Raw genomic sequence first — 23,994 nt, forward strand, 5'->3', positions numbered from 1 at the left:
ACCCTGTGTAACCGCGAAACCGAGCAAGGAAGCGCTTATAACGTACTGTTTTAAAACAGCTTTTAAAGGAAACAGGCAGACGATCTCTCGCCTGCCTGTTAACAACCGTTATATATCGTTAACGATCAGCGGCCCGCTCATTCGATCAGTTGGCCTGGCGGCGCAGGAACGCCGGAATCTCCAACTGGTCGTCTTCCTGCACAGTGCGGCTCTGCGGCGTCAGGCGCCCCTGGTCGTCGAGCTGGCCGCGGCGCGGCGCGTAGAGCTGCGGATCCTGGCTGGCGAGGCGGCGCATTTCCGGTGCCGCCTGGCGCAGTTTCGGCTCGCGCGGCTGCGCCGGCTGAAGCCGGGCCGGCTCTTCCTCGCGGCGGGTGAGGCCGTTCGTCAGCCGCTTGATCAGCCCCATCGGACCGCTGTTCTCATGGTCCGCGGGGCGGGTCTTGGCTTCCACCTCCGCCCGCACGACCGGCGGAAAGTCCTCTACGCGCGGCATGCGCTGCGGCGCCGCGGCAACCGGCTGCGGCATCTCGCGCTGCGGCGCGGGCTGAGCGACCTGCTGCACCACCGGCTGAGGCTGCGGCTGTGCCGGCGGAGCCTGGAAGATCTTGCTCTGCGGGCGGAAGTCGTCGACCGGCGCTTGACGCGGCTGCGCCATCGCGGCGGCGTTCGCCTCGGCAAGCTGGATCGCCTCGGCGACCGGATCGACCGCGCGCGGCTCGTAAGCCTGCTGCTGAACCGGTGCAGGACGGCTTTCCTGAGCAGGCGCCGCCGGACGAGCAACCGGCTTCTGCGGCGCGCGGATCGAGATCGGCGCCGCGGCGATTTCGGCCGCCGACTTGTCGATGCCGGTGGCGACCACCGAGACGCGGATCACGCCTTCCAGTTCCTCGTCGAAGGTGGCGCCGAGGATGATGTTGGCGTCCTGGTCGACCTCCTCGCGGATGCGGGTCGCGGCTTCGTCGACCTCGAACAGGGTGAGGTCGCGGCCGCCGGTGATCGAGATCAGCAGGCCCTTGGCGCCCTTCATCGAGGTCTCGTCGAGCAGCGGGTTGGCGATCGCGGCTTCCGCGGCGGCCATCGCACGGCCTTCGCCCGAAGCCTCGCCGGTGCCCATCATCGCCTTGCCCATCTCGCGCATCACCGAACGGACGTCGGCGAAGTCTAGGTTGATCAGGCCTTCCTTGACCATCAGGTCGGTGATGCAGGCAACGCCCGAGTAGAGCACCTGGTCGGCCATGGCGAAGGCATCGGCGAAGGTGGTCTTGTCATTGGCCAGCCGGAACAGGTTCTGGTTGGGAATGACGATCAGGGTGTCGACGCATTTCTGCAGTTCCTCGATGCCCATGTCGGCAGTCTTCATGCGCCGCTGGCCCTCGAAATGGAACGGCTTGGTGACGACGCCGACGGTGAGGATGCCCTTCTCGCGCGCCGCACGGGCAACGACCGGAGCTGCACCGGTGCCGGTGCCGCCGCCCATGCCGGCGGTGACGAAGCACATATGCGTGTTGGAGAGATGATCGATGATCTCGTCGATGCATTCTTCCGCCGCGGCGCGCCCGACTTCCGGCTGCGAGCCGGCGCCGAGCCCCTCGGTCACGTGCGCGCCGAGCTGGATCAGCCGTTCCGACTTCGACATGGTCAGCGCCTGCGCGTCGGTGTTGGCCACCACGAATTCGACACCGCGCAAGCCGGCGGTGATCATGTTGTTGACCGCGTTGCCGCCGCCGCCGCCGACACCGAACACGGTGATGCGTGGCTTCAGCTCGGTGATGTCCGGCTTTTGCAGATTGATGGTCATTGTCTCCGTCCTTTTGCCTTTCCCGCCGCTTCGCCGCTGCGGCCGCCTATGGGGCTGTCCCCGTCAAATTAAAAACTGTCTCTCAACCACTGACTCATGCGATGCAGTTTTCCGCCCGTTCCGGTCATTCTGAAACCGGAAAGTCCTTTCGCCGAATGGCTCTCGAAGCTCGCCATCTGCGGGTAGATCAGAAGCCCGACCGGGGTCGAGAACGCCGGCCCCTTGGCCGCTTCCGGCAGGCCCGCCACGCCGAGCGGCCGGCCGATGCGCACATTGCGTCCGAGAATGCGGCGCGCCGCCTCCGGCAGGCCGGCCAGCTGGCTGGCGCCGCCGGTCAGAACGACGCGCTTGCCGACGGCATTGCCGTAACCCGACTTGTTCAGCCGGTCGCGCAACAGTTCCAACGTCTCGTCGATGCGCGCGCGGATGATGCGCGTCATCACCGAGCGCGGAATCTGCAGCGGCAGCTCGCCCTCCTCGCCGATCGGCTGGATCGAGACCAGGTCGCGGTCGTCGGCGCTGCCCGGCAGCGCCGAGCCATGCATCACCTTCAGCCGCTCGGCGGCGTCCAGCGAGGTCGACAGGCCCTTGGCCATGTCGAGCGTCACATGGTTGCCGCCGATGGCGATGGCGTCGCCATGCACGAACTTGCCTTCCGAGAACACCGAAATCGTGGTCGTGCCGCCGCCCATGTCGATGCAGGCGGCACCCATTTCGAGCTCGTCGTCGACCAGAGCCGCGAGGCCGCTGGCATAGGGCGTCGCCACCATGCGCTCGACCGACAGGTGCGAACGGTTGATACAGAGCTCCAGATTGCGCATTGGCGCGGCGTCGCCGGTCAGCACATGCATGTCGACGCCGAGCGCGTCGCCGACCATGCCGCGCGGGTCGCGCACGCCGCGTTCGGCATCGAGCGAGAAGCCGACGGGAAGCGAGTGGACCACCTCGCGCTCGGCCCGCAGCGCCTGCTTGGCGCCGGCGGCGAGCACGCGCTTGATGTCGGCTTCCTCGACCTGGTGGCCACCGAGATTGATGGTTGCCGAGAAGGCTTCGCTCTTGAGGCGGCCGGCCGTCATGTTGACGATGAGGGAATCGACGGTCAGCCCCGCCATGCGCTCGGCCGCGTCGACGGCGAGACGGACGGCGTGCTCGGCGCGGTCGAGATCGACCACGACGCCCGACTTCACGCCCTGCGATTTCTGATGGCCGATGCCGATCACCTGGATGCGATGCGAGCGCCCGCGCAGCAGCTTGCCGTCCTCGCGCGGCTTCAGCTTGGCCACCACGCAGCAAACCTTGCTCGACCCGACATCGAGCACCGTGAGCGTGCCCGACCGGCGCGAAGATGCATCACCGCTGCCGCCAAGCCAGCTCATATCTTCGTCTCCGACTTGCGCTTCGTCAGGCTCTTCGGCTTTTCGCTGAACGCGGCTTCGCGCTGCATCGCGGCTTCCGGCGAGAGCTCCACCACCAGTCGATCGGGCAGCCGCATGTCGACGGCGGCGATATCGCGCGTCAAAAGTCCGTTGTCGCGGTCGAGCTTGACAAGCTCGGCGATCGCCTGATCCTCGTCATCTTCCGGCAGCTTGATCGTGATGCCGTTTTCGAGCTTCAGATCCCAGCGCCGCTCGCCGACACGGATATAGCCTTTGATCCGCGCAGCCAGCTCCGGATAGCGCTTGATCCTCTCCAGGAAGTTCGGCGCCTTGGCCGGCGCGCCCGTGCCGATGATCAGCGGCAGCAAAGCCTGCTTGCCGCCCGAGAAAGGCGCGATCACTTCGCCCGACCGCTCGATCACCGAAAGCGAATTGCCCTGCTGCCAGAGCGCAAAAGGCTCGCGCTCCTCGACGTGCACTTCCAGCGTATGCGGGTAGATCTTGCGCACCGCCGCCACCTCGACCCAGGGCAGCGTCGCGATGCGCTCGCGCGCGGCCTCGGCGTCGAAGCCAATCAGCGATGTCCAGCCGTCGAGGCCAAGCCGGTCCAGTATGTCGATCTCGGACGTCTGGCGATTGCCGACGACCTTGATCTGGTCGACGGCAAAACCGGTGCGGGCCGTCACGCCCTGCACGATGCTGTCGGCATAGCCGCCAAGAAAGGCGCCGTAGGCTCCAGACGAAGCAAGCAAGGCAGCCGAGAGGATCGCGGCGGAAAAACGCGGCGGCTCGTACTCGCCGCCGCAGAGACGGGCAAGCAGCCGCACCGGCCGGCGAAGCTGGCGCGGCAAGACGAAATGGTCGAACGACAGCGGCACACCGAACAGCGCAGGTCCGACCCCGCCGCCTTTGCCCTGTCCCCACCTCAACGCAGACACGAAGCGTCCTCCACCATCCAACTCAACAAATCGCCGAACGAGTGTCCCGCTTGCGCGGCGATTTCAGGCACCAGAGACGTCGGCGTCATGCCCGGCTGGGTGTTGATCTCAAGCCAGACAACCTCGCCGTTTTCGGAGTGACGGTCGTCGTAACGGAAGTCCGACCGGGAGACGCCCCGGCAACCGATAGCAAGATGAGCCTTGAGGGCCAGTGTCTGTATTTTTTGGTAAATATTCGGTGAAATTTTTGCAGGGGTTTCGTGTTTTGACCCGCCAGGCACGTACTTTGAATCGTAGTCGTAGAAGGAATGGCCGGTCGGGATGATCTCGCAGACCCCGAGCGCCACGTCGCCCATCACCGCGCAGGTCAATTCGCGCCCATGGATGTAACGCTCGACCATGACGATCTCGCCGTACTTCCACTCGGACGACCCGATCACCTGAGGCGGATGCGATTGCCCCTCATGCACGATGACGACGCCGAAGCTCGAACCTTCGTTGACCGGCTTCACCACATAGGGCGGCTTCATCGGATGCTTGCTCTGGATGGCGAAGCGGTTGACCACCGTCGATTCCGCGACCGGAATGCCGGACGCCTTGGCGACCTTCTTGGCCTGCTCCTTGTTCATGGCCAGCGCCGAAGCGAGCACACCCGAATGGGTGTAGGGAATTGCGAGATATTCGAGAATTCCTTGGATGGTGCCGTCCTCGCCAAACGGGCCGTGCAACGCGTTGAAGGCGACATCGGGCTTGAGCTCGGCAAGCACAGACCCGACATCGCGCGAAACATCGACGCGGGTGACCTGATAACCTTCGTTCTCGAGCGCATCCGCACACGCCTTCCCCGAGGACAGAGACACGGGCCGCTCCGAGGAAAATCCCCCCAGGAGAACGGCCACATGCTTTTTCTTCATCCCGTCATCCCCTCTCACGCCGGGCCTGCAACCGATACTTCCGCACGCAACATTCCCGCATAGTGAGTCCGAGTCTTCCGGCAGGTTGCCCCCCAGACGGAAAACGCGACCAACGCGTCAAACGACTCAAATCAGGAAACGCTTTAGGGCAGAGAATCAGAGAGTTGATTCCCTGGCAAGTACCTATGATTCCGAGAGATTCACTTTCCGCGAAAACGGGCGAGAAAAGCGTGTTGTTGAGTCTTTACGGCAACGGTCGGCTGCCGTGCCAGCCACGAAGTTAAAGCACTACTTGAACTTTCTACCACGGCCCAGCGTGTTGCGATTCAGGTCAGGCCGAGTCGAGAATGGTAGCTTCCGAGAACCGGAGCGAAGCGTACTTTAAGTACGTGAGCACCGGAAGCGCAGGAAGCCGCCATTCGCAGGCCGGCCTCACCTGAATCGCAACGCGCCTTAGAGAAGCTGCCCCAGGAACTCCTGCACCGCATGGCCGGGGCGAAAATTGCCCAGCCGCTTGATCTCCCAGTGCAGCCGGATGCCCGAATTCTCCAGCACCCGCGCCCGCACCGTCTCACCGAGATATTCGAGGTCGTAGCCGGTCGCGGTGCCGGTGTTGATCATGAAGTTGCAGTGCATCGGCGACATCTGCGCGCCGCCGATCATCAGGCCGCGGCAGCCGGCCTTGTCGATCTCCTTCCAGGCCGACGTGCCTTCGGGATTCTTGAAGGTCGAGCCGCCGGTCTTCTCGCGGATCGGCTGCACCGTCTCGCGATGGTTCTGCACGGCGTCCATCGCCGCCTTGATCGCCGCCTTGTCTTCCGGGACACCCTCGAAGATGGCGGAGGTGAAGATCAATCCGGCAGGCGCCGACGAATGGCGATAGGCATAGCCCATGTCGGCATTGCTGAGCGTATGGACATTGCCCGCGCGGTCGAGTGCCCGCACCTCGAGCACGCGCTCGCGCGTCTCGACGCCGTTGGCACCCGCATTCATCCTCAGCGCCCCGCCGACGGCGCCAGGAATCCCATGGTAGAAATGGAACCCGCCGATGCCGGCTTCATAGGCCACGGCCGCCAGGCGCTTGTCCGGCGTCGCTGCGCCCGCCTTGATGGTGGTCGGGCCGGTGGCTTCGGCCTCGCCAAAGCCTTTGGCGGAGAGCCTGACCACAAAACCCGGGATGCCGCCGTCACGCACCAGAAGGTTCGAGCCGACGCCGACGACCGTGATCGGGATTTCCTCCGGTACGGCGCGCAGGAAGGCCGCGAGATCCTCCTCGTCGGCCGGCTGGAACAGCGCTTCCGCCAAGCCGCCGGCGCGGAACCAGGTGATCTTGTCCATCTCGGCGTTGGGCGTGACGCGGCCGCGCAGGCCGGCAAGCTTGTTGCCGAGTTTGTCGATCAGATCCTGGCCACGCATCATGAGGGCGTTCCCCCAAGTTCCTTTGGCAGCGCATAGGCCCATTGCGTGATGTTGCCGGCGCCGAGGAAGACGACGAAGTCGCCTGGCTTGGCAAGCTCGCGAATGGCCGGCGCAACGGCCGCCGCGCCATCGATATAGCGCGCGTCGCGATGACCGCCGGCGCGGATGCGCGACACCAGCGCATCCGAGGTCACGCCTTCGATCGGCTCCTCGCCGGCCGGATAGACCGGCGCCACCATCACCGTATCGGCATCATTGAAGCAGACGGAGAACTCTTCGAAAAGATCGTGCAGCCGGGTAAAGCGGTGCGGCTGGGCTATGGCGATGACGCGGCCCTTGGTGGCCGTGCGCGCGGCCTTGAGCACCGCCGCTATCTCGACCGGGTGGTGGCCGTAGTCGTCGAAGATGTCGACCCCGTCCCAGGAGCCGGTATGGGTGAAGCGGCGCTTGACGCCGGCAAAGGACGACAGGCCCTTCTTGATCGCCTCGGCCGACAGGCCAAGTTCATGCGCGACCGCGATCGCGGCCGTCGCGTTGGAGACATTGTGCCGTCCCGGCATCGGCAGCCGCAAATCCTTGATCGTCGTTGTGCCCCGTCCCTTGCGGTCGCGGATCACCACGTCGAACTCCGACACGGCCCCTGCCATGCGATGATTGGTGAAGCGCACGTCGGCCTGCGCGTTCTCGCCGTAGGTGATGACACGCCGGTCCTCGATGCGGCCGACCAACGCCTGCACCTCCGGATGGTCGGTGCACATCACGCCGAAGCCGTAGAAAGGCACGTTCTCGACGAACTGGCGGAAGGCCTCGCGCACCTTGTCGAAACTGCCATAGTGATCGAGGTGCTCGGGATCGATGTTGGTGACGACGGCGATATCGGCCGGCAGCTTGAGGAAGGTGCCGTCGCTCTCGTCGGCCTCGACCACCATCCACTCGCCGTCGCCCATGCGGGCATTGGTGCCATAGGCGTTGATGATGCCGCCATTGATCACGGTCGGGTCGAGCCCGCCGGCTTCGAGCAAGGTCGCCACCATCGAGGTGGTCGTCGTCTTGCCATGCGTGCCGCCGATGGCGACCGCCTGGCGGAAGCGCATCAGCTCGGCGAGCATTTCGGCACGGCGGACAACGGGGAGCAACCTCTCCCGAGCGGCCTTGAGCTCCGGGTTGGACTTCTTGATCGCCGTCGACACCACCACGACTTCGGCCTCGCCGAGGTTCTCGGCCCGGTGGCCGACGAAGCACTCGATGCCTTTGTCGCGCAGCCGCTGCACATTGGCGCCGTCTGCCTGGTCCGAGCCCTGCACCTTGTAGCCGAGATTGTGCAGCACTTCGGCGATGCCGCTCATGCCGATGCCGCCGATACCGATGAAATGCACGAGGCCGATCGTCTGCGGCATCTTCATGCGCGCGTCCTCCTGTAGTCCGAAACCGTTTTGCCGGACGCAATAGCCTCTGTCAGATCGGCGAGCAACCGCGCCGCGTCCGGTTTTCCGGCAGAACGGGCGGCTGCGGCCATCGCGACCAGCCGGCCGGGATCCTCGATCAGCCCGCCGACCAGCGCGGCGATCCGCTCGGCCGAGAGCGTCGATTGCGGATGAACCTCGGCCCCGCCCGCCGCCGCGAGCGCCGCGGCATTCGCCGCCTGGTCGTGATCGAGAGCATGCGGATATGGCACCAGCAGCGCGGGGCGGCCGATGACGGCGATCTCCGATACGGTCGAGGCGCCGGAGCGCGACATCACCAGATGCGCCGCCGCCATGCGCGCCGCCATGTCGGTGAAAAAGGGCGAAACCTGCGCGTCGACGCCAAGATTGGCGTAGGCGGCCTTAACCCGCGCCACGTCTTCCGCGCGTGCCTGCTGGGTGATCACCAGTCGTTTGCGCTGCGCTTCGGGCAGAAGCGCGATCGCCGCCGGCACGGCATCGGAGAAGAACTGGGCGCCCTGGCTGCCGCCGAACACCAGGAAGCGGAACGGCTCGCCGTCATTGGACGCCGCGTACGGCGCCTTCGCCGCCTCGAGTACCTGCGGCCTGACCGGGTTGCCTGTGGTCACCGTCTTGGCGCCGGCAGCCCTTGCCCCTTCCGGCAGGAACCCGCCCGCGATCGCATCGACGCGGCTGGCCAGCGCCTTGTTCGCCCGGCCCATGACCGCGTTCTGCTCATGGATCAGCGTCGGCACCTTGCGCCGGGTCGCCGCATAGAGCGGCGGCAGCGTCGGGTAGCCGCCGAAACCGACGGCGGCCTCCGGCCTGATCCTGGCTATCACCCGCCCTGCCTGCCGCACGCCCTGCCAGATCGTCCAGAAGGCCGAGAGCATGGCGATTGGATTCTTCGAGCCCAGTGTGGCCGAAGCAATCGAGTGGATTTCGGCGGCGGGAAAATGGCCGGAATAGCGCTCGGCGCGACGGTCGGTGGCAAGGTGCACCTGCCAGCCGCGCTCGATCAGCTCATGCGCAAGCGCCTCGGCCGGGAACAGATGTCCGCCCGTTCCGCCAGCCGCCAGCAGGATGACACCTCTCGACATCCCGCCTCATTCCGCCGCGATAGTGCGCTGCGAGAAGGAATAGCCAATCTGCTTGCGCTTTTCGGGATGCCTGCGCGTCAGCGCCAGCACCATGCCCATCGAAACGGCAATCGCGATCTGTGAGGAGCCGCCATAGGAGATGAAGGGCAGCGTCATGCCCTTGGCGGGCATCAGCTGCAGGTTGACGGACATGTTGATGACCGACTGCAAGCCGAACACGGTGACGAGCCCGCCGACGGCGTAGCGGGTGAAGTCGTCGTGCTCCTTGAGCGCGATGCTCAATCCTCGCAGCACGATGAAGGCGAAGATCGACATGATGAAGAAGCACATGATCAGGCCGAACTCCTCGCCCGCGACCGAAAACACGAAGTCGGCGTGGCTGTCGGGGATGACCCGCTTCACCGTCCCCTCGCCCGGGCCGACGCCGAACCAGCCGCCATTGATCAGCGCTTCGCGCCCCATATCGACCTGGAAGGTGTCGCCCTCGCCGGTGAGGAACTTGTCGATACGGGCGGCGACGTGTGGAAACACCGTGTAGGCAGCGAACACGCCGCCAACGCCGGCAGCGCCCAGCGCGACGATCCAGAACCAGGGCAGGCCGGCCATGAAGAACATCACGCCCCAGGTGCCCAGCACCAGCATGGTCTGGCCGAGGTCGGGTTGCGCCACCAGGAGCGAGATCACCAGGGCCAGCAGCAGCATGGCGAAGAGATTGCCGGGAATGTCGGGCTGGCGCTTGTGCTCGGCAAAAAGCCAGGCACAGATGATGACGAAGGCCGGCTTCAGGAATTCGGACGGCTGGATCGAAAGGCCGGCGAGCGATACCCAGCGCCGCGCGCCCTTCACCTCAACGCCGATGTAGAGCACCGCCACCATCAGCACCAGCATGATGCATAGCATCACCAGCGACATGCGCCTTATCTGCCGCGCCTCGAGGAAGGAGACGGCCAGCATCACGATAAGAGCAGGGATGGTGAAGATGATCTGCCTTGTGGCGAAGTGGAAGCTGTCGAGGCCGATGCGCTCGGCCACCGCGGGGCTTGCGGCGAAGGACAGAATGATGCCCAGCCCCATCAGCGACAGGAATGCCGCCAGGAACCAGCGATCGATCGTCCACCACCATGTTGCGACTGGACTTTTGTCGAGACGGCTTTGCATCAACGTGGCCCTCCGATGGATTTCACCCCATCAATAGCAGTCGCAGCTTGCCTGAAGGCTTCGCCGCGTACCTCGAAATTCTTGAACTGGTCGAAACTGGCGCAGGCTGGCGAAAGCAGCACCACCGCCTCGCCGCCGGTATCGTTCGCGGCGTCGCGGGCGGCATGTTCGACCGCCGCCTCCAGCGTTCCGGATATCTCGTATGGCACCGCCTCGCCGAGCGTGGCGGAAAAGGCGGGCGCCGCCTCGCCGATCAGATAGGCCTTGGCGATGCGGGGGAAGAAGCCGCGCAACGGCTCGATGCCGCCTTCCTTGGGCAGGCCGCCGGCGATCCAGTAGATGCGGTTGAAGCTCGACAGCGCGGGAGCCGCCGCATCGGCATTGGTTGCCTTGGAATCGTTGACGAACAGCACGTGGTCCTTGCGGCCGACCTGCTCCATGCGGTGCGCCAGCCCCGGAAAGCTTTCGAGCCCTGCCTGGATCTCGCCGAGCTCCAGCCCGATCTTCAGGCAAGCGGCGACGGCGGCCAGTGCGTTCTGCGCGTTGTGCTGTCCGCGCAGCGAGCCGATGCCTTCGAGGAAAGCAATGCGGCTGTAGCGGCCATGCACGGCCTCCATCAGATTGGTGCCGTCGGCGAAATAGCCGTCTGTCAGCGGCAGGCGCTTGGAGATGCGTATGACCTGCCGGCCTGCCCGCTCCAGCCGGTCGGCGATCTGGGCACACCAGGAATCGTCGACGCCGATGATCGCGGTGTCGCTGCCGGCGACCAGCCTTTCCTTGATCGAGGCGTAATGCGCCATCGTGCCGTGGCGGTCGAGATGGTCGGGCGTCAGGTTGAGCAGGATGCCGGCGGTCGGGTTGATCGAGGGCGCGAGATCGATCTGATAGGACGAGCACTCGACCACATAGTGCCGCGAAGGCTCGGGCGGATCGAGCGTCATGATGGCCCGGCCGATATTGCCGCCCATCTCGGTGTCGCGTCCGGCTGACTTCAGGATATGCGCCGTCAGCGCCGTCGTTGTCGATTTGCCATTGGTGCCGGTGATCGCGATGAAGGGTGCTGCCGGCGCGCTCAAGATCCGCTCGCGGCAGAACAGCTCGACGTCGCCGATCACCTCGACGCCAGCGCTGCGCGCCAGCTCAACCGTCCAATGCGGCTTCGGATGCGTCAGCGGCACGCCCGGCGACAGGACGAAGGCCGCGAAGCGCGACCAGTCGGCGGCGCGCAGGTCACCGGTCGCAATTCCGGCCGCTGCAGCCTTGGCGACGCTGTCCGGATTGTCGTCCCAGGCGAGGATATCGGCGCCGCCGGCGATCAGCGCGTGCGCGGTAGCAATCCCCGAACCGCCGAGCCCGAAGAGCGAAACGCGTTTGCCTGCGAAGGAAGCAGCGGGGATCAAGCGGTTTCCTATCTGAGCTTGAGGGTGGAGAGGCCGACCAGCGCCAGGATTACGGCGATGATCCAGAAGCGGATCACCACCTGGCTCTCGGTCCAGCCGAGCTTTTCGAAATGATGGTGGATCGGCGCCATCAGGAAGACGCGCTTGCCGGTCATCTTGAAGTAGCCGACCTGGATGATGACCGACAGGATCTCCACCACGAACAGGCCGCCGACGATGACCAGCACGATCTCGTGCTTGGTGGCGACAGCAATGGTGCCGATCAGACCGCCCATCGCCAGCGATCCGGTGTCGCCCATGAAGATCGCGGCCGGCGGCGCGTTGAACCAGAGGAAGCCGAGGCCGGCGCCGATCACCGCGCCGAGCACAACCGCCAGCTCGCCTGTGCCGGGCACGAAATGGATCTGCAGATATTCGGCGAAGACCGCGTTGCCGGAGAGATAGGCGATGACGCCGAAGGACGCCGCCGCGATCATGATCGGCACGATCGCCAAGCCGTCGAGGCCGTCGGTGAGATTCACGGCATTGCCCGCGCCGACGATGACGAAACAGGAGAATGGCACGAAGAACCAGCCGAGATTGATGAGGAATTCCTTGGCGAAGGGGAAGGTCAGTGACGACGAGAACGGCGCCTGGCCGTTGTGCATGATCACCCAGGCCGCGATGCCGGCGACGACGAATTCGATCGCCAGCCGCGCCTTGCCGGAGAAGCCCAGATGCGACTGTTTCGTCACCTTGAGATAGTCGTCGTAGAAACCGATCGAGCCGAAGCCGAGCGTCACCAGCATCACAACCCAGACATAGATGCTGGAGAGGTTCGCCCATAAAAGCGAGGAGCCGATGATGCCGCAAAGGATCATCAGCCCGCCCATCGTCGGCGTGCCCGCCTTCTTGAAATGCGTCTGCGGTCCATCGGCGCGGATCGGCTGGCCCTTGCCCTGACGAAGGCGCAGCGAATTGATGATGGTCGGCCCGAATATGAAGACGATCAGCGCCGAAGTGATCAGCGCGCCGCCAGTGCGAAAGGTGATGTAGCGGAAGACATTGAAAGCCGAGATCTTGTCCGCGAAATCAACGAGTAAAGTGAGCATGCGCTTCCGTCCCCCGGAGCCCGACCTCAGGTCGGTTCAATGGTTGTGGCTTCCGCCGGAAATTTGCCGAGCAATGCCTCGACCAGTTTTGAAAATCCGATGCCTTTCGACGACTTGACCATGACCACGTCGCCGGGCCTGATTGCCGACATCACGACCGGCTTCAGTTCTTCCGCCCCTGACCGGTATTCGGTTTCGACATCGGGAGGCAAAACGTCGGCTAGCGCCCGCATCTCCGGGCCGCCGAGAAAGACGTTGCGCGTCCCGGTGCCGACGATGAGCTCGGCAAGGGCCGCATGGAGTTTTGCCGAGTGGCTGCCAAGTTCCAGCATGTCGCCAAGCACAGCGATGCGCCTGCCCTCGCCCGATACAGGCGTGGCGTTGAGCAGCGCCATGGCTGCCGCCATCGATGCCGGGTTGGCATTGTAGCTCTCGTCGATCAGCGTGATCGAGCCGTTGGGATGGTGCAATATGTGGCGCCTGCCGCGCCCGCGCTCGGCCGACAGGTCTGCAAGCGCCGCCGCGACCTTGTCGAGATCGGCGCCGACCAGTTGCGCGGCGCCCAGTACGGCCAGCACATTCTGCACGATGTGGCGGCCTGGCGCCCCGACACGGGCCGTCAGGTCCTTCTTGCCGATCTTGACGGCGATGTCGGTATGGTCGGCGTAAAGCTCGCCGCCGGCAAGGCGGAAGGCCGAGCGGGCGTTTTCGCCGAAGCCGAAGACATGCTCGACGCCGGCCTCTCTGGCCATTTTCCCAAGCAGCTTCCAGCGCGGATCGTCGCGGTTGAGCAGCGCGGCGCCGCCAGGCTCGACCCCTTCGAAAATCTCGGCCTTGGCCATGGCGATCTCGTCGAGATTCTTGAAGAAGCCGAGATGGGCGGCGGCGATCAGCGTGACGATGGCGACATGCGGCCTGACCATCTTGACCAGCGGCCTGATCTCGCCCGGGTGGTTCATGCCGATCTCGAAGACCGCGTAGTCGCAGTCTTGCGGCATGCGCGCGAGCGTCAGCGGCACGCCCCAATGGTTGTTGAATGACTGCGCAGAGGCATGCACCTTGCCGACCGCCGACAGCACATGGCGGAGCGCTTCCTTGGTGGTCGTCTTGCCGGCGGATCCGGTCACCGCGATGACCTTGGCCCGGGAGCGGGCGCGCGCCGCGACACCGAGCTTCTCAAGTGCCGCAAGCACATCCTGCACCACGATCATCGGCGCCGTTAGGCGGCCCAGAGACGGCAGCTTGCCTTCAGCGACGACCAGCACGGCGGCGCCCGCTTTCACCGCCGCGGTCGCGAAGTCGTGGCCGTCCATCGTCTCGCCCTTGATGGCGAAGAAGGCGTTGCCCGGCTCGAGGCTGCGGCTGTCGATGGAAATGCCGGTGATGCCCTCTGGCAGCGAGCCGATCGGCCTGCCGCCCATGGCCTCGACAAGTGCTTCCGACGTCCAGAGCAGGCTCATGCGGCGCGCTCCTGAAGCGCCTCGCGCACTTCCTCATGGTCGGAGAAGTGGAAGGTTTCGGTGCCGATGGTCTGGCCTTCCTCATGCCCCTTCCCGGCGACGATCAGCGTATCGCCGGCATGCAGCATCGCCACCGCCTCGTGGATGGCCTTGCGGCGGTCGCCGATCTCGATGGCGCCGGGCGCCGCGGCAAGGATTGCCGCCCGGATGGTTTCGGGGATTTCCGAGCGCGGATTGTCGTCGGTGACGATGACGACATCGGCAAGCCGGGTCGCGATCTCGCCCATGATCGGCCGCTTGCCGCGATCGCGGTCGCCGCCGCAGCCGAACACCACGACGACACGGCCGGTGGTGAAGGGGCGCACCGAGGCCAGGACATTTTCCAGTGCATCGGGTTTGTGCGCGTAGTCGACATAGACCGGAGCGCCGGCCGCCGTCGTGCCGACGAGGTCGAGCCGGCCCGGCGCGCCTTTCAATTTCTCCAATGCGGCCAAGGCCTTGCCGACGGATGTTCCAGTCGAGATGGCAAGGCCGGCGGAAACCAGCGCATTGGCGATCTGGAAATCGCCGGCCAGCGGCAGGTCGATTTCGTGCAGCACGCCGGCGGCCTCCACCTCGGCACGCTGGCGCCGCCGCTCATGCTCGACGCGCTTCAGCGTGAGGAATTCGCCGTGGCGGCCGACCGTGAGCACGTTGAGACCCGCCGTCCTTGCCGCTTTGATCGTCGCCTCCGACCATGGGTCGTCGGCGAAGATCACAGCCGGCGCGCCCTTCGGCAGCAGCGTGTCGAACAGGCGCAGCTTGGCGCGGTGATAGTCCTCGACGGTCGGATGATAATCCATGTGATCGCGGCCGAGATTGGTGAAGCCGCCGGCAGCGAGCTTCACGCCGTCGAGGCGGCGCTGGTCGAGGCCGTGGCTGGAGGCTTCCATCGAGGCGTGGGTGACGCCTGCCTCTGCCAGTTCTTTCAGCAGTTGGTGCAGCGCCACCGGATCCGGCGTTGTCAATGAGCCATATTCGTTGCGGCCGGGCGCCACCACGCCCGTCGTGCCGATCGAGGCTGCCGAAAAACCGGCCTGCTCCCAGATCTGACGGGTGAAGGCGGCGACCGACGTCTTGCCGCTGGTGCCGGTGACGGCGACCATTGTCTGAGGCTGGCTGCCGAAGAAGCGCGCCGCGCTCAGCGCCAGCACAAGGCGGGGATCTTCCACGGCAAGAACCGGAATCGACAGTCCGGAAATGGCGTTCCCCTTGGCGGCGACAATTACAGCCGCGCCCCGGCTCGCAGCGTCGGCCGCGTAGGCCGAGCCATCGGCCTTGCTGCCGGCGAGCGCGAAGAAGACGACGCCCGGCCTTACCTGGCGGGAATCGGAGGAGAGACCGGTCACTTCCAAATCGGGGGAAGGTGCTCCCTCGACAGGCAGGATACCGGCTAGATCTTTCAGATGCATTGAGTCCCGTTCACCGCAACAAAATAGCGCGCAGTTGCCGGCGCGCCCCAAGAATCACTGATAGGAAACCAGCGTTGCACCATTTTCATGGCTGAAATCTGGCTTCACGCCAAGCATGGCCGCCGAACGCCTAATGATGTTGCCGGCTATAACGCCCGCATTCGCGGCCGCGACGTCTGGCATGCCAGGCTTTTCCGGATGCGGGGCGTCGGCAATCGTGAACACGAGATATTGCGGATCGTCCATCGGAAAGGCGGCCACAAAGGTATTGAAATTCAAGTCCTTCGAGTAACGGCCATTGATGACCTTCTCGGCTGTTCCGGTCTTGCCGCCAACGCGGTAGCCGGGGACTCTGGCGTTCCTGGCAGAGCCCTTCTCGGCGTTGAGCGTATAGAGGTAGCGCATGCCTTCGACCGTCTTTTCGCCGACCACTTTCTTGGCCACCGCCATTGCCTGGTCCATGGTACGCGGCAGGAAGGTCGGCTGGATCAGATAGCCGCCATTCATCAGGGCCGCGCAACCGACGGCCGCTTGCAGCGGCGTCGTCGACACACCATGGCCGAAGGCGATGGTGAACGAATTGACCTGTTTCCAGACCTTCGGTTCAGTCGGGCGGGCGACTTCGGGCAGCTCGGTCTGCATCTTGTCCAAAATTCCAAGGCGATGCAGGAATTCGCGGTGCCCCTCGATGCCGACCAGCTCGGCCTCCCTGGCCGACCCGATGTTGGACGAATAGAGGAACACCTCCGGCAACGACAGCACACGGTTCTTGCCGTGGAAATCGTGGATGGCCTGATGGCCGACCCGGATTGGGTGCGAAGCGTCGAAGCGGCTCTCCATCGTCGCTTTGCCGGAATCGAGCGCCATGGCCGAGGTGAAGCTCTTGAAGGTCGAACCCATCTCATAAAGGCCCGCCGACATACGGTTCAGCCGGTCCTTTTCCTGTGCATTGTAAGGGTTGTTCGGATCGAAATCCGGCACCGAGGCCATGGCCACCACTTCGCCCGTCTTGACGTTGAGCACAACGGCGCCAGCGCCAATGGCGCGATAGCGTTCCAGGGCGGCGGCGACCTCGTCGCGCACGACATGCTGGACGCGAAGGTCGATCGACAACTTCACCGGCTTCAGGTCCCTGGCCACCGCCAGCCCCGACGCCTGCAGGTCGGTCAGACCCTGGTCGTCGATGTATTTCTCCATGCCGGAGATGCCTTGGTTGTCGATGTTGGTCAGCCCGACAATGTAGGACGATGTCTCGCCGCTCGGATAGAAGCGCCGCTTTTCGGTGCGGAAGCCGAGGCCTGGGATGCCCAGCGCCATGATGTCGGCCTGCTGCTTCGGCGTCAGCTGGCGCTGCAGCCAGACAAAGCCGGCGCCGCTCTTGAGCTTGCGATAGGTCTGCTCGTAGTCGATCTCGGGAAGCACGGTCGACAATCTCTCGATCGCCTCGTCGGCGTCGACGATACGGCGCGGCTCGGCAAACAGCGAGGCCGTCTTGATGTCGGTCGCCAGCACCTCGCCGTTGCGATCGACGATATCCGGCCGCGACGCGGTGACCCGGCTCTCCGGACCACCCGACATGTCCGGGTTCTGCAGGCCGAGATAGACGAGCCTGCCGGCAATGGTCGAATAGATGGTGAAGAACACAGCCATCGTCATGACGATGCGGGTCTTGGCCTTGCCGCCGGTCGCCTTGCGGGCGGCATCGACGACGATCGAGCCGTCCTCGGCCATCTTCTTCCGACGCTTCAGCAGGTTACCGATCTTGGGAAGCCTGCCGATCATTGCACGGTGCTCCCGGTGACCACCGGATCCTTGCCGCCCGAGGGCTCTTTGCCGGCATTGTCGGCCATGCCGCCAAGCCGCTGCGACGACAGGTCCTCGATGTTGACCGGCTTCATCGGCACGTCGTCGAGGCCGCCGATCTGACGGGCGTTGACCGGCTCTAGCCCGAGCTGCGACTTGTAGATCTCGGCAAGTTTCTGCAGCCGCGCCGGCTGGGTGAGCAGGCTCCAGTCGGCCTTCAGCAGATCGATCGTGTCTTCCTCGTAGCGGATCTGCGCCTGCAGCTTCTGCACCGCCGCCAGTTGGTCCTCGGCTTCGCGCTTGGTCTTGTAGGTCAACGCCGCCGCCGAGACCATGACGGCGATCAGGACTATGTCGCTGGTACGAAACACGTGCTTACCTCTCCCCCGGCCGCTCGACGGCGGGAAGCTTTGGAAGGCCGAAAATCGAAAAGTCGCCGGCGCGCGCCGGCACGTCGGTCCGGATCGCTGCGCGCAGCCTGGCCGAGCGCGCTCGCGGATTGGCCGCGATCTCGGCCTCTCCCGCCGTCACCCCGCCGCCGGACTTGCGGAAGGTCGCCAGCCGCGCCGGTGCATCAGGCATGTGGCGGGAGCCTGACGCGGCATCGGCGCGATCGGCGACGAAGCGCTTGACGATGCGGTCCTCCAGCGAATGAAAGGTGACCACGGCAAGCCTGCCGCCCGGCTTGAGCACACGCTCGGCGGCGAACAGCGCGCCAGCCAGTTCACCGAGCTCGTCGTTGACGAAGATGCGCAACGCCTGGAAGACGCGGGTGGCAGGATGGATCTTGTCCTTCGGCGCGCGGCCGATATGGGTGGCGATGGCGTCGGCCAGATCGAGCGTGCGCTCGAAAGGCCGCTTCCCGCGCCGGGCCTCGATCATGCGGGCGATGCGGCCGGCATGCCGCTCCTCGCCGAGGAAGCCGAAGATGCGGGCAAGGTCGCCCGCCTTGAAGGTGTTGACGACATCGGCGGCGCTCAGGCCAGCCTGCGCCATGCGCATGTCGAGCGGCCCGTCGGCGCGAAAGGAAAAGCCGCGCTCGGCCTGGTCGAGCTGCATGGAGGAAACGCCGATGTCGAGCACGACGCCGTCGGCGCTGCCGACATGTTCATCCAGCGTCGAGAACGGCGCCTGAACGAGCTTCAGCCTGCCGCCGGCCTGCCGTTCCAGAGCCCTGCCCGCGGCGATCGCATCCGGATCGCGATCGATGGCCACGACCGAGGCACCTCGCTCGAGGATGGCGCCGGCATAGCCGCCGGCGCCGAACGTGCCGTCGACGATCGTCTCGCCCGCCTTGGGCTCAAGCGCCTCCAGCACTTCGGCAAGGAGGACCGGAATGTGACGGACCAGTCCGCCAACGGCGTGAGGTTCATCGCCGTGGCCAGCCATCATTCCGGTCGCTCCCCAGGCTTCGTCCCCTGCCGAAGCTGCAAAAGCCTGGCCCGCGCCTGCGCCCCATAGGCTGCAAGCCGGTCCGGCTCCCAGATCTGAAAGAAATTGCCGCGCCCGACAAAGGCCACCTCCGTGGAAATGCCGGTATGCTCGCGGATGAAATCGGTCATCGTGATGCGGCCGTCCTGGTCGAGCTTCAGGAACGTGCCGTCGCCATGGCAGAAGAACGACATATCGTCCGCCGTCTGCAGGAAGGGATCCTCGAGCGCGATCCGCTGCTCGTAGCGGTCGAGCAGGTCGAGCCCGCCGACGTCCATCGCCGGAAGATCCAGGCAGCGTAGCGCATAGAGTTCCGCATAGCCACGTTTCTGCACGACCGCTCGGAAATGCGCGGGAACGGACACCCGCCCCTTCGCATCGATCCTGTTCACTGCGCTTGACAGAAATCGGTCCACTACACGTTACAGCCGCTGTCGCGGCCGCACCCCTTCCCATGTTCTTCTCCGCGCCGCCGCCGCGCATCGCCTCGCGACAAATCGCTTCATTCACCAGGACGAAAACCGGCAAACGCGCAGCCGCCGCGGCTGCCCGATTGGCGTACGCTTCACCCTGACGCGGAACGAAGGCTTGATGATGCGAATGGGATATCATGGGGCACTATGGGCGTCAACGGGAACAGGCATCACAAACGCGCCCATCACAACCAGAAAGAGCAGGCTGACGGCGCGTCTCGTCTTTATCCTCTATTAAGCCTAACGAAGCGTTTAGAGCGGCGGTCTGGCCCAAATAGACGCGACTTGCTGGGAACGCCCAGCGCGCCTAGCGTCGAACCTCTGTTCAACGAAGGAATTGGCCATGCCCGAAACCGCGAAGTCGCGCGCCGCGACACTTGCCCATCTGCGCAGCGGTGATTTCGCCAAGGGCGACCCGATCCCCTTGCCTCTTACCATGGCCTCGATCTTTCATTCGCCGGGCGATGCGGCTGGCTTCGATCAATATGGCCGCTTCAGCAATCCGACCTGGCACGCCGTCGAGCACGTGCTTGGCCATCTGGAGGATGCGCAATGCGTTGCCTTTCCGTCGGGAATGGCCGCGATTGCGGCGGCATTTTTCGCGCTCGTCAAATCGGGAGACCGCATTCTCCTGCCCTCGGACGGCTACCACACGACACGCGCGCTGGCGGAGCGTTTCCTGAAACCGCTCGGCGTCACCTACGACGTGAGGGCCACATCGAACATGCTCGATGGCGGCTTCGCCGGTTACCGACTGGTCTTCGCGGAAACTCCCTCCAATCCGCGGCTGGATATCTGTGACATCGCCGCCGTCGCCGAAGCTGTTCATCAGCAGGGCGGGATCCTAATCATCGACAACACGACGATGACGCCCTTTGGCCAGCGCCCGCTTGATCTCGGCGCCGATGTCGTGGTGTCGGCCGACACCAAGGCGATCAACGGCCACTCGGATGTGCTGTTCGGCCACGTCGCAAGCCGCAATCCGGATATTGCCGCGAGGGTCAGGGACTGGCGCGAGACGGCCGGCGGCATTCCCGGACCTTTCGAGGCCTGGCTCGTGCATCGTGGCCTCGAGACGCTCGAGGTACGTTTCGATCGCATGTGCTCGTCGGCCGAAACGATCGCCCGCCGTCTCAAGGGGCACCGCGCCGTGAGCGGCTTGCGCTTTCCGGGCCTTGAGGGCGACGCTTCGCACAATCTGGCGCGCGCCCAGATGGAGCGCTTCGGCTTTTTGATCTCCTTCGAGCTGGCTTCGGAAGAGAAGGCCGAGGCTTTCATCGACAATTGCGCGCTGATGGAATCGGCGACTTCCTTTGGCGGCGTGCACACCTCGGCCGAACGGCGTTCGAAACGTGGCGACGCCGTGTCGCCCGGCTTCGTGCGTCTGTCCATCGGCTGCGAACCGGTGGAGGAGCTCTGGCGGGCGATCGAGGCGTCTTTGGATCGTCTCGGCGCATAGCGCACCGCCAAGACCATCGTAGGAAAATGCCAGCTGGCCTGTAAGCCGGGTTCTGTATGGCCCCCGCGCCCTGCGGCGCGGGAACGTGGCGGCCATTCATCTTGGGCGCATGTCGCCACGCGCCTCACGCAACCTACCCGGGCGGTGGGCCGGAAACAGCCCTCGAGGGTTTCCCCTCGCACCGCCCCTATTCGGTCTTGCTCCCGGTGGGGTTTGCCGTGCCGCTCCTGTTGCCAGTCGCGCGGTGGGCTCTTACCCCACCCTTTCACCCTTGCCGCGGCATGCGCCGCGGCGGTTTGCTTTCTGTGGCACTTTCCCTGGGGTCGCCCCCGCCGGCCGTTAGCCGGCACCGTGTCTCCATGGAGCCCGGACTTTCCTCACCCGCAGCCTTTCGGCTGTTGCGGGCGCGGCCGCCCGGCCAGCTGGCAAGCGCGTATAAAGGGGTTCGCGTTTGAAAACGCAAACAAAAAAGGCAATTCTCCTGCTTTACGCGGGCGAGCCGAGCGCCGCCATCTGCACTTTCACCTTGCTGCAATAGGCGGCCGAAACCGGATTCATCCGCCTGGCGCCATGGCCGGCATTGTATTTGAGGATCGTGCCGCAGGTCGTGCCGCCGCCGAGGCCTTGCGCCATGGCGAGGTACTTCATGCCGTATTTGATGTTGGTGTCGGGATCGAACAATCCCTTGGCCGAACCGGTATAGCCCATCATCCGCGCCGTCGCCGGCTTGATCTGCATCAGGCCGATCTCGCCGGCGCCGCCGACCATGTTCGGCCGATAATTGCTTTCGATCTTGATGACCGCCTTGGCGAGCGACACCGGCACGCCATAGCTTGCCGCATAGCGGGCGATGATCGCCGAATATTGACCGTCGCCGGCCGCCGGGGACGACATTGTGGGCATCTCGGGGTGGATAGACGCTGTCGTCGTCAGGTCGATGGTCCGCTTGCCGCGCTTCGCGCGGCGTTTGACCGTTGATTTTGCCGGCTTCAATGCCGCGGTTTTCTGCACTTTTGCCGCAGCGGCTTTCTTGGTTTTCGCGACTTTGAGGTCCGAGGCCGCCTTCGGCGTCACGGGGGTCGCTGCGAGCCCATTGTCTGCCGACCGCAGGCTCAGCGGCGCACTGTTCGCCGGGCTGAAGGCAAAAGTCATCACTCCGGCAGCAACGGCTGCCGCTACAACGGTCATTTTTTGCATGTAATCCTATTCTGTTTGAACCGCGCGAAGAACTTCGCACGGGGTGACTAACTCAACATCGGGACATCGTGGGAGGCTAGACGTCCGACAACTTGCGGGAGATGCGTTTGAAGAGCGATTTAGCGCCAATGAAGGCGAGGCAATTCACTTTGTATGACAAATTGTAATTTGGCGGCTTGGCCGGATTATTTGGTTGAGGCTGCCTTTGCGGAAGCCAGCAGCCTTTGCAGCGTGCGGGTCGTCGAGCCATCCGCCACGCCGTCGACCAGCCGCCGCCGGAAATGCCGCTGAAACGCCGCCACCACGATTTCTGTTTGGCGATCGAAGACGCCCGATATCTCGACGGCGTAGCCGTAGAGCGCCAGCATCGATTGCAGCGCCTCCACGTCGGCACCAGTGTCGCCCGCCTTCAACGCCGTGCCCTGCCTGATCGGGGCGGCTGGAACGAGGTGGCCGACGCCCCCCGCAAACAGAGCCTTCCAGGGAAATTTCTCACCCGGGTCGACCTTGCGTCCCGGCGCCACGTCAGAATGCGCAAGCACCCTTTGCGGTGGGATGGAATGCCGGCCGATGATCCCGGCGCACAACCCGATCACCGCATCGATCTGCCGCTTCGGGAAGACTTTGTAGCCGAGCAAATGTCCGGGATTGACGATCTCGATGCCGACCGAGCAGGAGTTGATGTCGGTACGCCCGAACCATGAACTCTTTCCGGCATGCCAGGCGCGATCGCTCTCGCGCACCATCTGCACGATGCGGCCGCCCTCATGGACAAGATAATGCGAGGACACCTCGCTTGCCGGATCGCACAGCCACGCCTCGGCGCCGGCGCCCGTCGCCATGCCGGTATAGTGCAACACGATCATGTCAGGCCCGGGCGTCCCGCGTCGCGGACCGAAATTCGGCGACACCCTGACCTCGGCACCAGGCTGGTCGGGCAAAAAACCGCTCATACGTGCCTGAGGCCCCGTTCGATCATCTCATAGGCGGCATTGATCGCGGCGACCCTCGTCGTGGCGATCTTGATGAATTCCTGCGGCAGGCCGCGGGCGATCAGCCTGTCAGGGTGATTGTCCGAGATCAGCTTGCGGTAGCGCTTCCTGACCTCCTCGAACGGCTTGCCCCGCTCGATGCCGAGAACGACGTAGGGATCTGCGGCACCAAGATTGACGTGCCGAGACAGGATCGCCTGGTAGTGCACCTCGTCGATCCGGAAAATCTCGGCGATGCGATGCAGGAATTGCCCTTCCCGCTCATGGATCAGGCCGTCTGCCTTGGCGATGTGGAACAAACCGTCGAGTATGTCTTCCAGCATCATGCAATTCGCATGGCCGGAACCGCAAAGCTGCGCCATGCGCTGGGCATAGATCTCGAACCCGGCAACGTCGCGCTTGGCGAGGTCGTAGAGGCGCGCCACATTGCGCGTTTCACTCGGCGGCACCTCGAAGATTTCCTGGAAGGCGCGCACTTCGTCCTGGGTGACGATGCCATCGGCCTTGGCCATCTTGGCCGAAAGCGCGATCATCGCCACCGAGAAGGCAACGCGGCGGCGCAAATCCGCGTCGCCGGAAAACACTGTGCGCACGGCCTCGACGACATCGGCGACGCCCGAGGACGCCGACGACGAAACACGAGCGATGAAGTCGCCAAGGCGGTCCCAAATCGACATGCCGGCTTCTTAGTGCGAACCGGCGGTTGCTATCAAGCCGAGACGATGCCGCAGGTCCAACGGCTGTGGACGGCAATCCCACCAAAAAGGAAGGCCGGCACAAGGCCGGCCTTCCCGATTTCATTGGATTGATTTCTACTGCGCGGGCGCAGCAGGAGGTGTTGCCGGAGCCGGTTCAGCAGGCTTCGAAGCGTCTGGCGTAGCAGGCTTCATCGGCTGCTCGTTGGCCGGCGGATTGGTGCTCTGGGTGGTCGTGTTGTCCGTGCCGGTGCCGCTGTCGCTGCAAGCCGCAACCCCCAGCAGGGCGAGCGCCGAAACAGACGCCAGAATGATCTTCTTCATGGTATCTCTCCTTCAGCAAACGTTCACGTTTCGGTGAACGGTCGTAGGAGAAATGCATTGAGCGGCTCGCGAGTTTCGTAACGTTGCGTTT

21 protein-coding genes and 1 other RNA gene are annotated in these 23,994 nt (G+C 64.6%); 1 reads left to right on the forward strand and 21 read right to left on the reverse strand.

Annotation, left to right across the window (positions count from 1 at the left end; translation table 11 throughout):
* Positions 1-145: 145 nt before the first annotated feature.
* The 16 genes from ftsZ to mraZ form a co-directional block, all read right to left on the reverse strand.
* Positions 146-1,798 carry a cell division protein FtsZ gene (gene ftsZ / locus EN853_RS06555; RefSeq protein WP_127858710.1) on the reverse strand — a complete coding sequence of 551 codons (1,653 nt, stop codon included), beginning with the start codon at positions 1,796-1,798 and terminating at the stop codon, positions 146-148.
* 68 nt (positions 1,799-1,866) lie between these two features.
* Positions 1,867-3,174, reverse strand: a complete 1,308-nt coding sequence (gene ftsA, locus EN853_RS06560; protein ID WP_127858709.1) for a cell division protein FtsA — start codon at positions 3,172-3,174, stop codon at positions 1,867-1,869.
* The gene (locus tag EN853_RS06565) at positions 3,171-4,112 is read right to left on the reverse strand and encodes a cell division protein FtsQ/DivIB (RefSeq protein ID WP_127858708.1); all 942 of its coding nucleotides are present in this window, start codon (positions 4,110-4,112) and stop codon (positions 3,171-3,173) included. The genes ftsA and EN853_RS06565 overlap by 4 nt, the downstream gene beginning before the upstream one ends.
* Entirely contained in the window at positions 4,100-5,026 is a 927-nt protein-coding gene (locus tag EN853_RS06570) for a D-alanine--D-alanine ligase (protein ID WP_127858707.1), read from the reverse strand. Before EN853_RS06570 ends, EN853_RS06565 begins: the two co-directional genes overlap by 13 nt.
* Before the next feature lie 453 nt (positions 5,027-5,479).
* Positions 5,480-6,445 carry a UDP-N-acetylmuramate dehydrogenase gene (gene murB, locus EN853_RS06575; RefSeq protein WP_127858706.1) on the reverse strand — a complete coding sequence of 322 codons (966 nt, stop codon included), beginning with the start codon at positions 6,443-6,445 and terminating at the stop codon, positions 5,480-5,482.
* Positions 6,442-7,848, reverse strand: a complete 1,407-nt coding sequence (gene murC, locus EN853_RS06580; RefSeq protein WP_127858705.1) for a UDP-N-acetylmuramate--L-alanine ligase — start codon at positions 7,846-7,848, stop codon at positions 6,442-6,444. Before murC ends, murB begins: the two co-directional genes overlap by 4 nt.
* Entirely contained in the window at positions 7,845-8,969 is a 1,125-nt protein-coding gene (murG, locus tag EN853_RS06585; RefSeq protein ID WP_127858704.1) for an undecaprenyldiphospho-muramoylpentapeptide beta-N-acetylglucosaminyltransferase, read from the reverse strand. Before murG ends, murC begins: the two co-directional genes overlap by 4 nt.
* Positions 8,970-8,975: 6 nt before the next feature.
* Positions 8,976-10,127, reverse strand: coding sequence for a putative lipid II flippase FtsW (gene ftsW, locus EN853_RS06590; RefSeq protein WP_127858703.1), 1,152 nt, complete (start codon positions 10,125-10,127; stop codon positions 8,976-8,978).
* On the reverse strand, positions 10,127-11,527 hold the full coding sequence (gene murD, locus EN853_RS06595; RefSeq protein ID WP_127858702.1) for a UDP-N-acetylmuramoyl-L-alanine--D-glutamate ligase: 1,401 nt from the start codon (positions 11,525-11,527) through the stop codon (positions 10,127-10,129). Before murD ends, ftsW begins: the two co-directional genes overlap by 1 nt.
* Positions 11,528-11,535: 8 nt before the next feature.
* Entirely contained in the window at positions 11,536-12,618 is a 1,083-nt protein-coding gene (gene mraY / locus EN853_RS06600) for a phospho-N-acetylmuramoyl-pentapeptide-transferase (RefSeq protein WP_095812511.1), read from the reverse strand.
* A gap of 26 nt (positions 12,619-12,644) precedes the next feature.
* On the reverse strand, positions 12,645-14,078 hold the full coding sequence (locus EN853_RS06605; RefSeq protein WP_127858701.1) for a UDP-N-acetylmuramoylalanyl-D-glutamyl-2,6-diaminopimelate--D-alanyl-D-alanine ligase: 1,434 nt from the start codon (positions 14,076-14,078) through the stop codon (positions 12,645-12,647).
* Positions 14,075-15,529, reverse strand: a complete 1,455-nt coding sequence (locus EN853_RS06610) for a UDP-N-acetylmuramoyl-L-alanyl-D-glutamate--2,6-diaminopimelate ligase (RefSeq protein ID WP_127858700.1) — start codon at positions 15,527-15,529, stop codon at positions 14,075-14,077. Before EN853_RS06610 ends, EN853_RS06605 begins: the two co-directional genes overlap by 4 nt.
* A 54-nt stretch (positions 15,530-15,583) precedes the next feature.
* Positions 15,584-17,311, reverse strand: a complete 1,728-nt coding sequence (locus EN853_RS06615; protein WP_127858699.1) for a penicillin-binding protein 2 — start codon at positions 17,309-17,311, stop codon at positions 15,584-15,586.
* Positions 17,308-17,703 carry a hypothetical protein gene (locus EN853_RS06620; protein ID WP_127858698.1) on the reverse strand — a complete coding sequence of 132 codons (396 nt, stop codon included), beginning with the start codon at positions 17,701-17,703 and terminating at the stop codon, positions 17,308-17,310. The genes EN853_RS06615 and EN853_RS06620 overlap by 4 nt, the downstream gene beginning before the upstream one ends.
* A gap of 4 nt (positions 17,704-17,707) precedes the next feature.
* On the reverse strand, positions 17,708-18,724 hold the full coding sequence (gene rsmH, locus EN853_RS06625) for a 16S rRNA (cytosine(1402)-N(4))-methyltransferase RsmH (protein WP_127858697.1): 1,017 nt from the start codon (positions 18,722-18,724) through the stop codon (positions 17,708-17,710).
* On the reverse strand, positions 18,721-19,179 hold the full coding sequence (gene mraZ, locus EN853_RS06630; protein ID WP_127858696.1) for a division/cell wall cluster transcriptional repressor MraZ: 459 nt from the start codon (positions 19,177-19,179) through the stop codon (positions 18,721-18,723). The genes rsmH and mraZ overlap by 4 nt, the downstream gene beginning before the upstream one ends.
* A 400-nt stretch (positions 19,180-19,579) precedes the next feature.
* Here mraZ and EN853_RS06635 point away from each other — a divergent pair, with 400 nt between their 5' ends.
* Positions 19,580-20,695 (forward strand): cystathionine gamma-lyase, encoded by a 1,116-nt coding sequence (locus EN853_RS06635; protein ID WP_127858695.1) that lies wholly within the window; start codon positions 19,580-19,582, stop codon positions 20,693-20,695.
* 25 nt (positions 20,696-20,720) lie between these two features.
* On the opposite strand, the gene rnpB is transcribed toward EN853_RS06635, so the two are convergent.
* The 5 genes from rnpB to EN853_RS06660 form a co-directional block, all read right to left on the reverse strand.
* Positions 20,721-21,121: RNase P RNA component class A (rnpB, locus tag EN853_RS06640), an RNA gene on the reverse strand.
* Between the two features lie 60 nt (positions 21,122-21,181).
* A complete protein-coding gene (locus tag EN853_RS06645; RefSeq protein ID WP_127858694.1) occupies positions 21,182-21,892 on the reverse strand; it encodes a transglycosylase SLT domain-containing protein in 711 nt (236 codons plus the stop codon).
* Between the two features lie 185 nt (positions 21,893-22,077).
* Positions 22,078-22,845: an N-acetylmuramoyl-L-alanine amidase gene (locus EN853_RS06650; protein ID WP_127858693.1), complete on the reverse strand. Its 768-nt coding sequence runs from the start codon at positions 22,843-22,845 to the stop codon at positions 22,078-22,080.
* Entirely contained in the window at positions 22,842-23,561 is a 720-nt protein-coding gene (locus EN853_RS06655) for a DnaJ family molecular chaperone (protein WP_127858692.1), read from the reverse strand. Before EN853_RS06655 ends, EN853_RS06650 begins: the two co-directional genes overlap by 4 nt.
* A 135-nt stretch (positions 23,562-23,696) precedes the next feature.
* The gene (locus tag EN853_RS06660; protein ID WP_127858691.1) at positions 23,697-23,903 is read right to left on the reverse strand and encodes a hypothetical protein; all 207 of its coding nucleotides are present in this window, start codon (positions 23,901-23,903) and stop codon (positions 23,697-23,699) included.
* Positions 23,904-23,994: the final 91 nt, after the last annotated feature.

The sequence above is a fragment of the Mesorhizobium sp. M1C.F.Ca.ET.210.01.1.1 genome, from assembly GCF_004791585.1.
Lineage (GTDB): Bacteria > Pseudomonadota > Alphaproteobacteria > Rhizobiales > Rhizobiaceae > Mesorhizobium.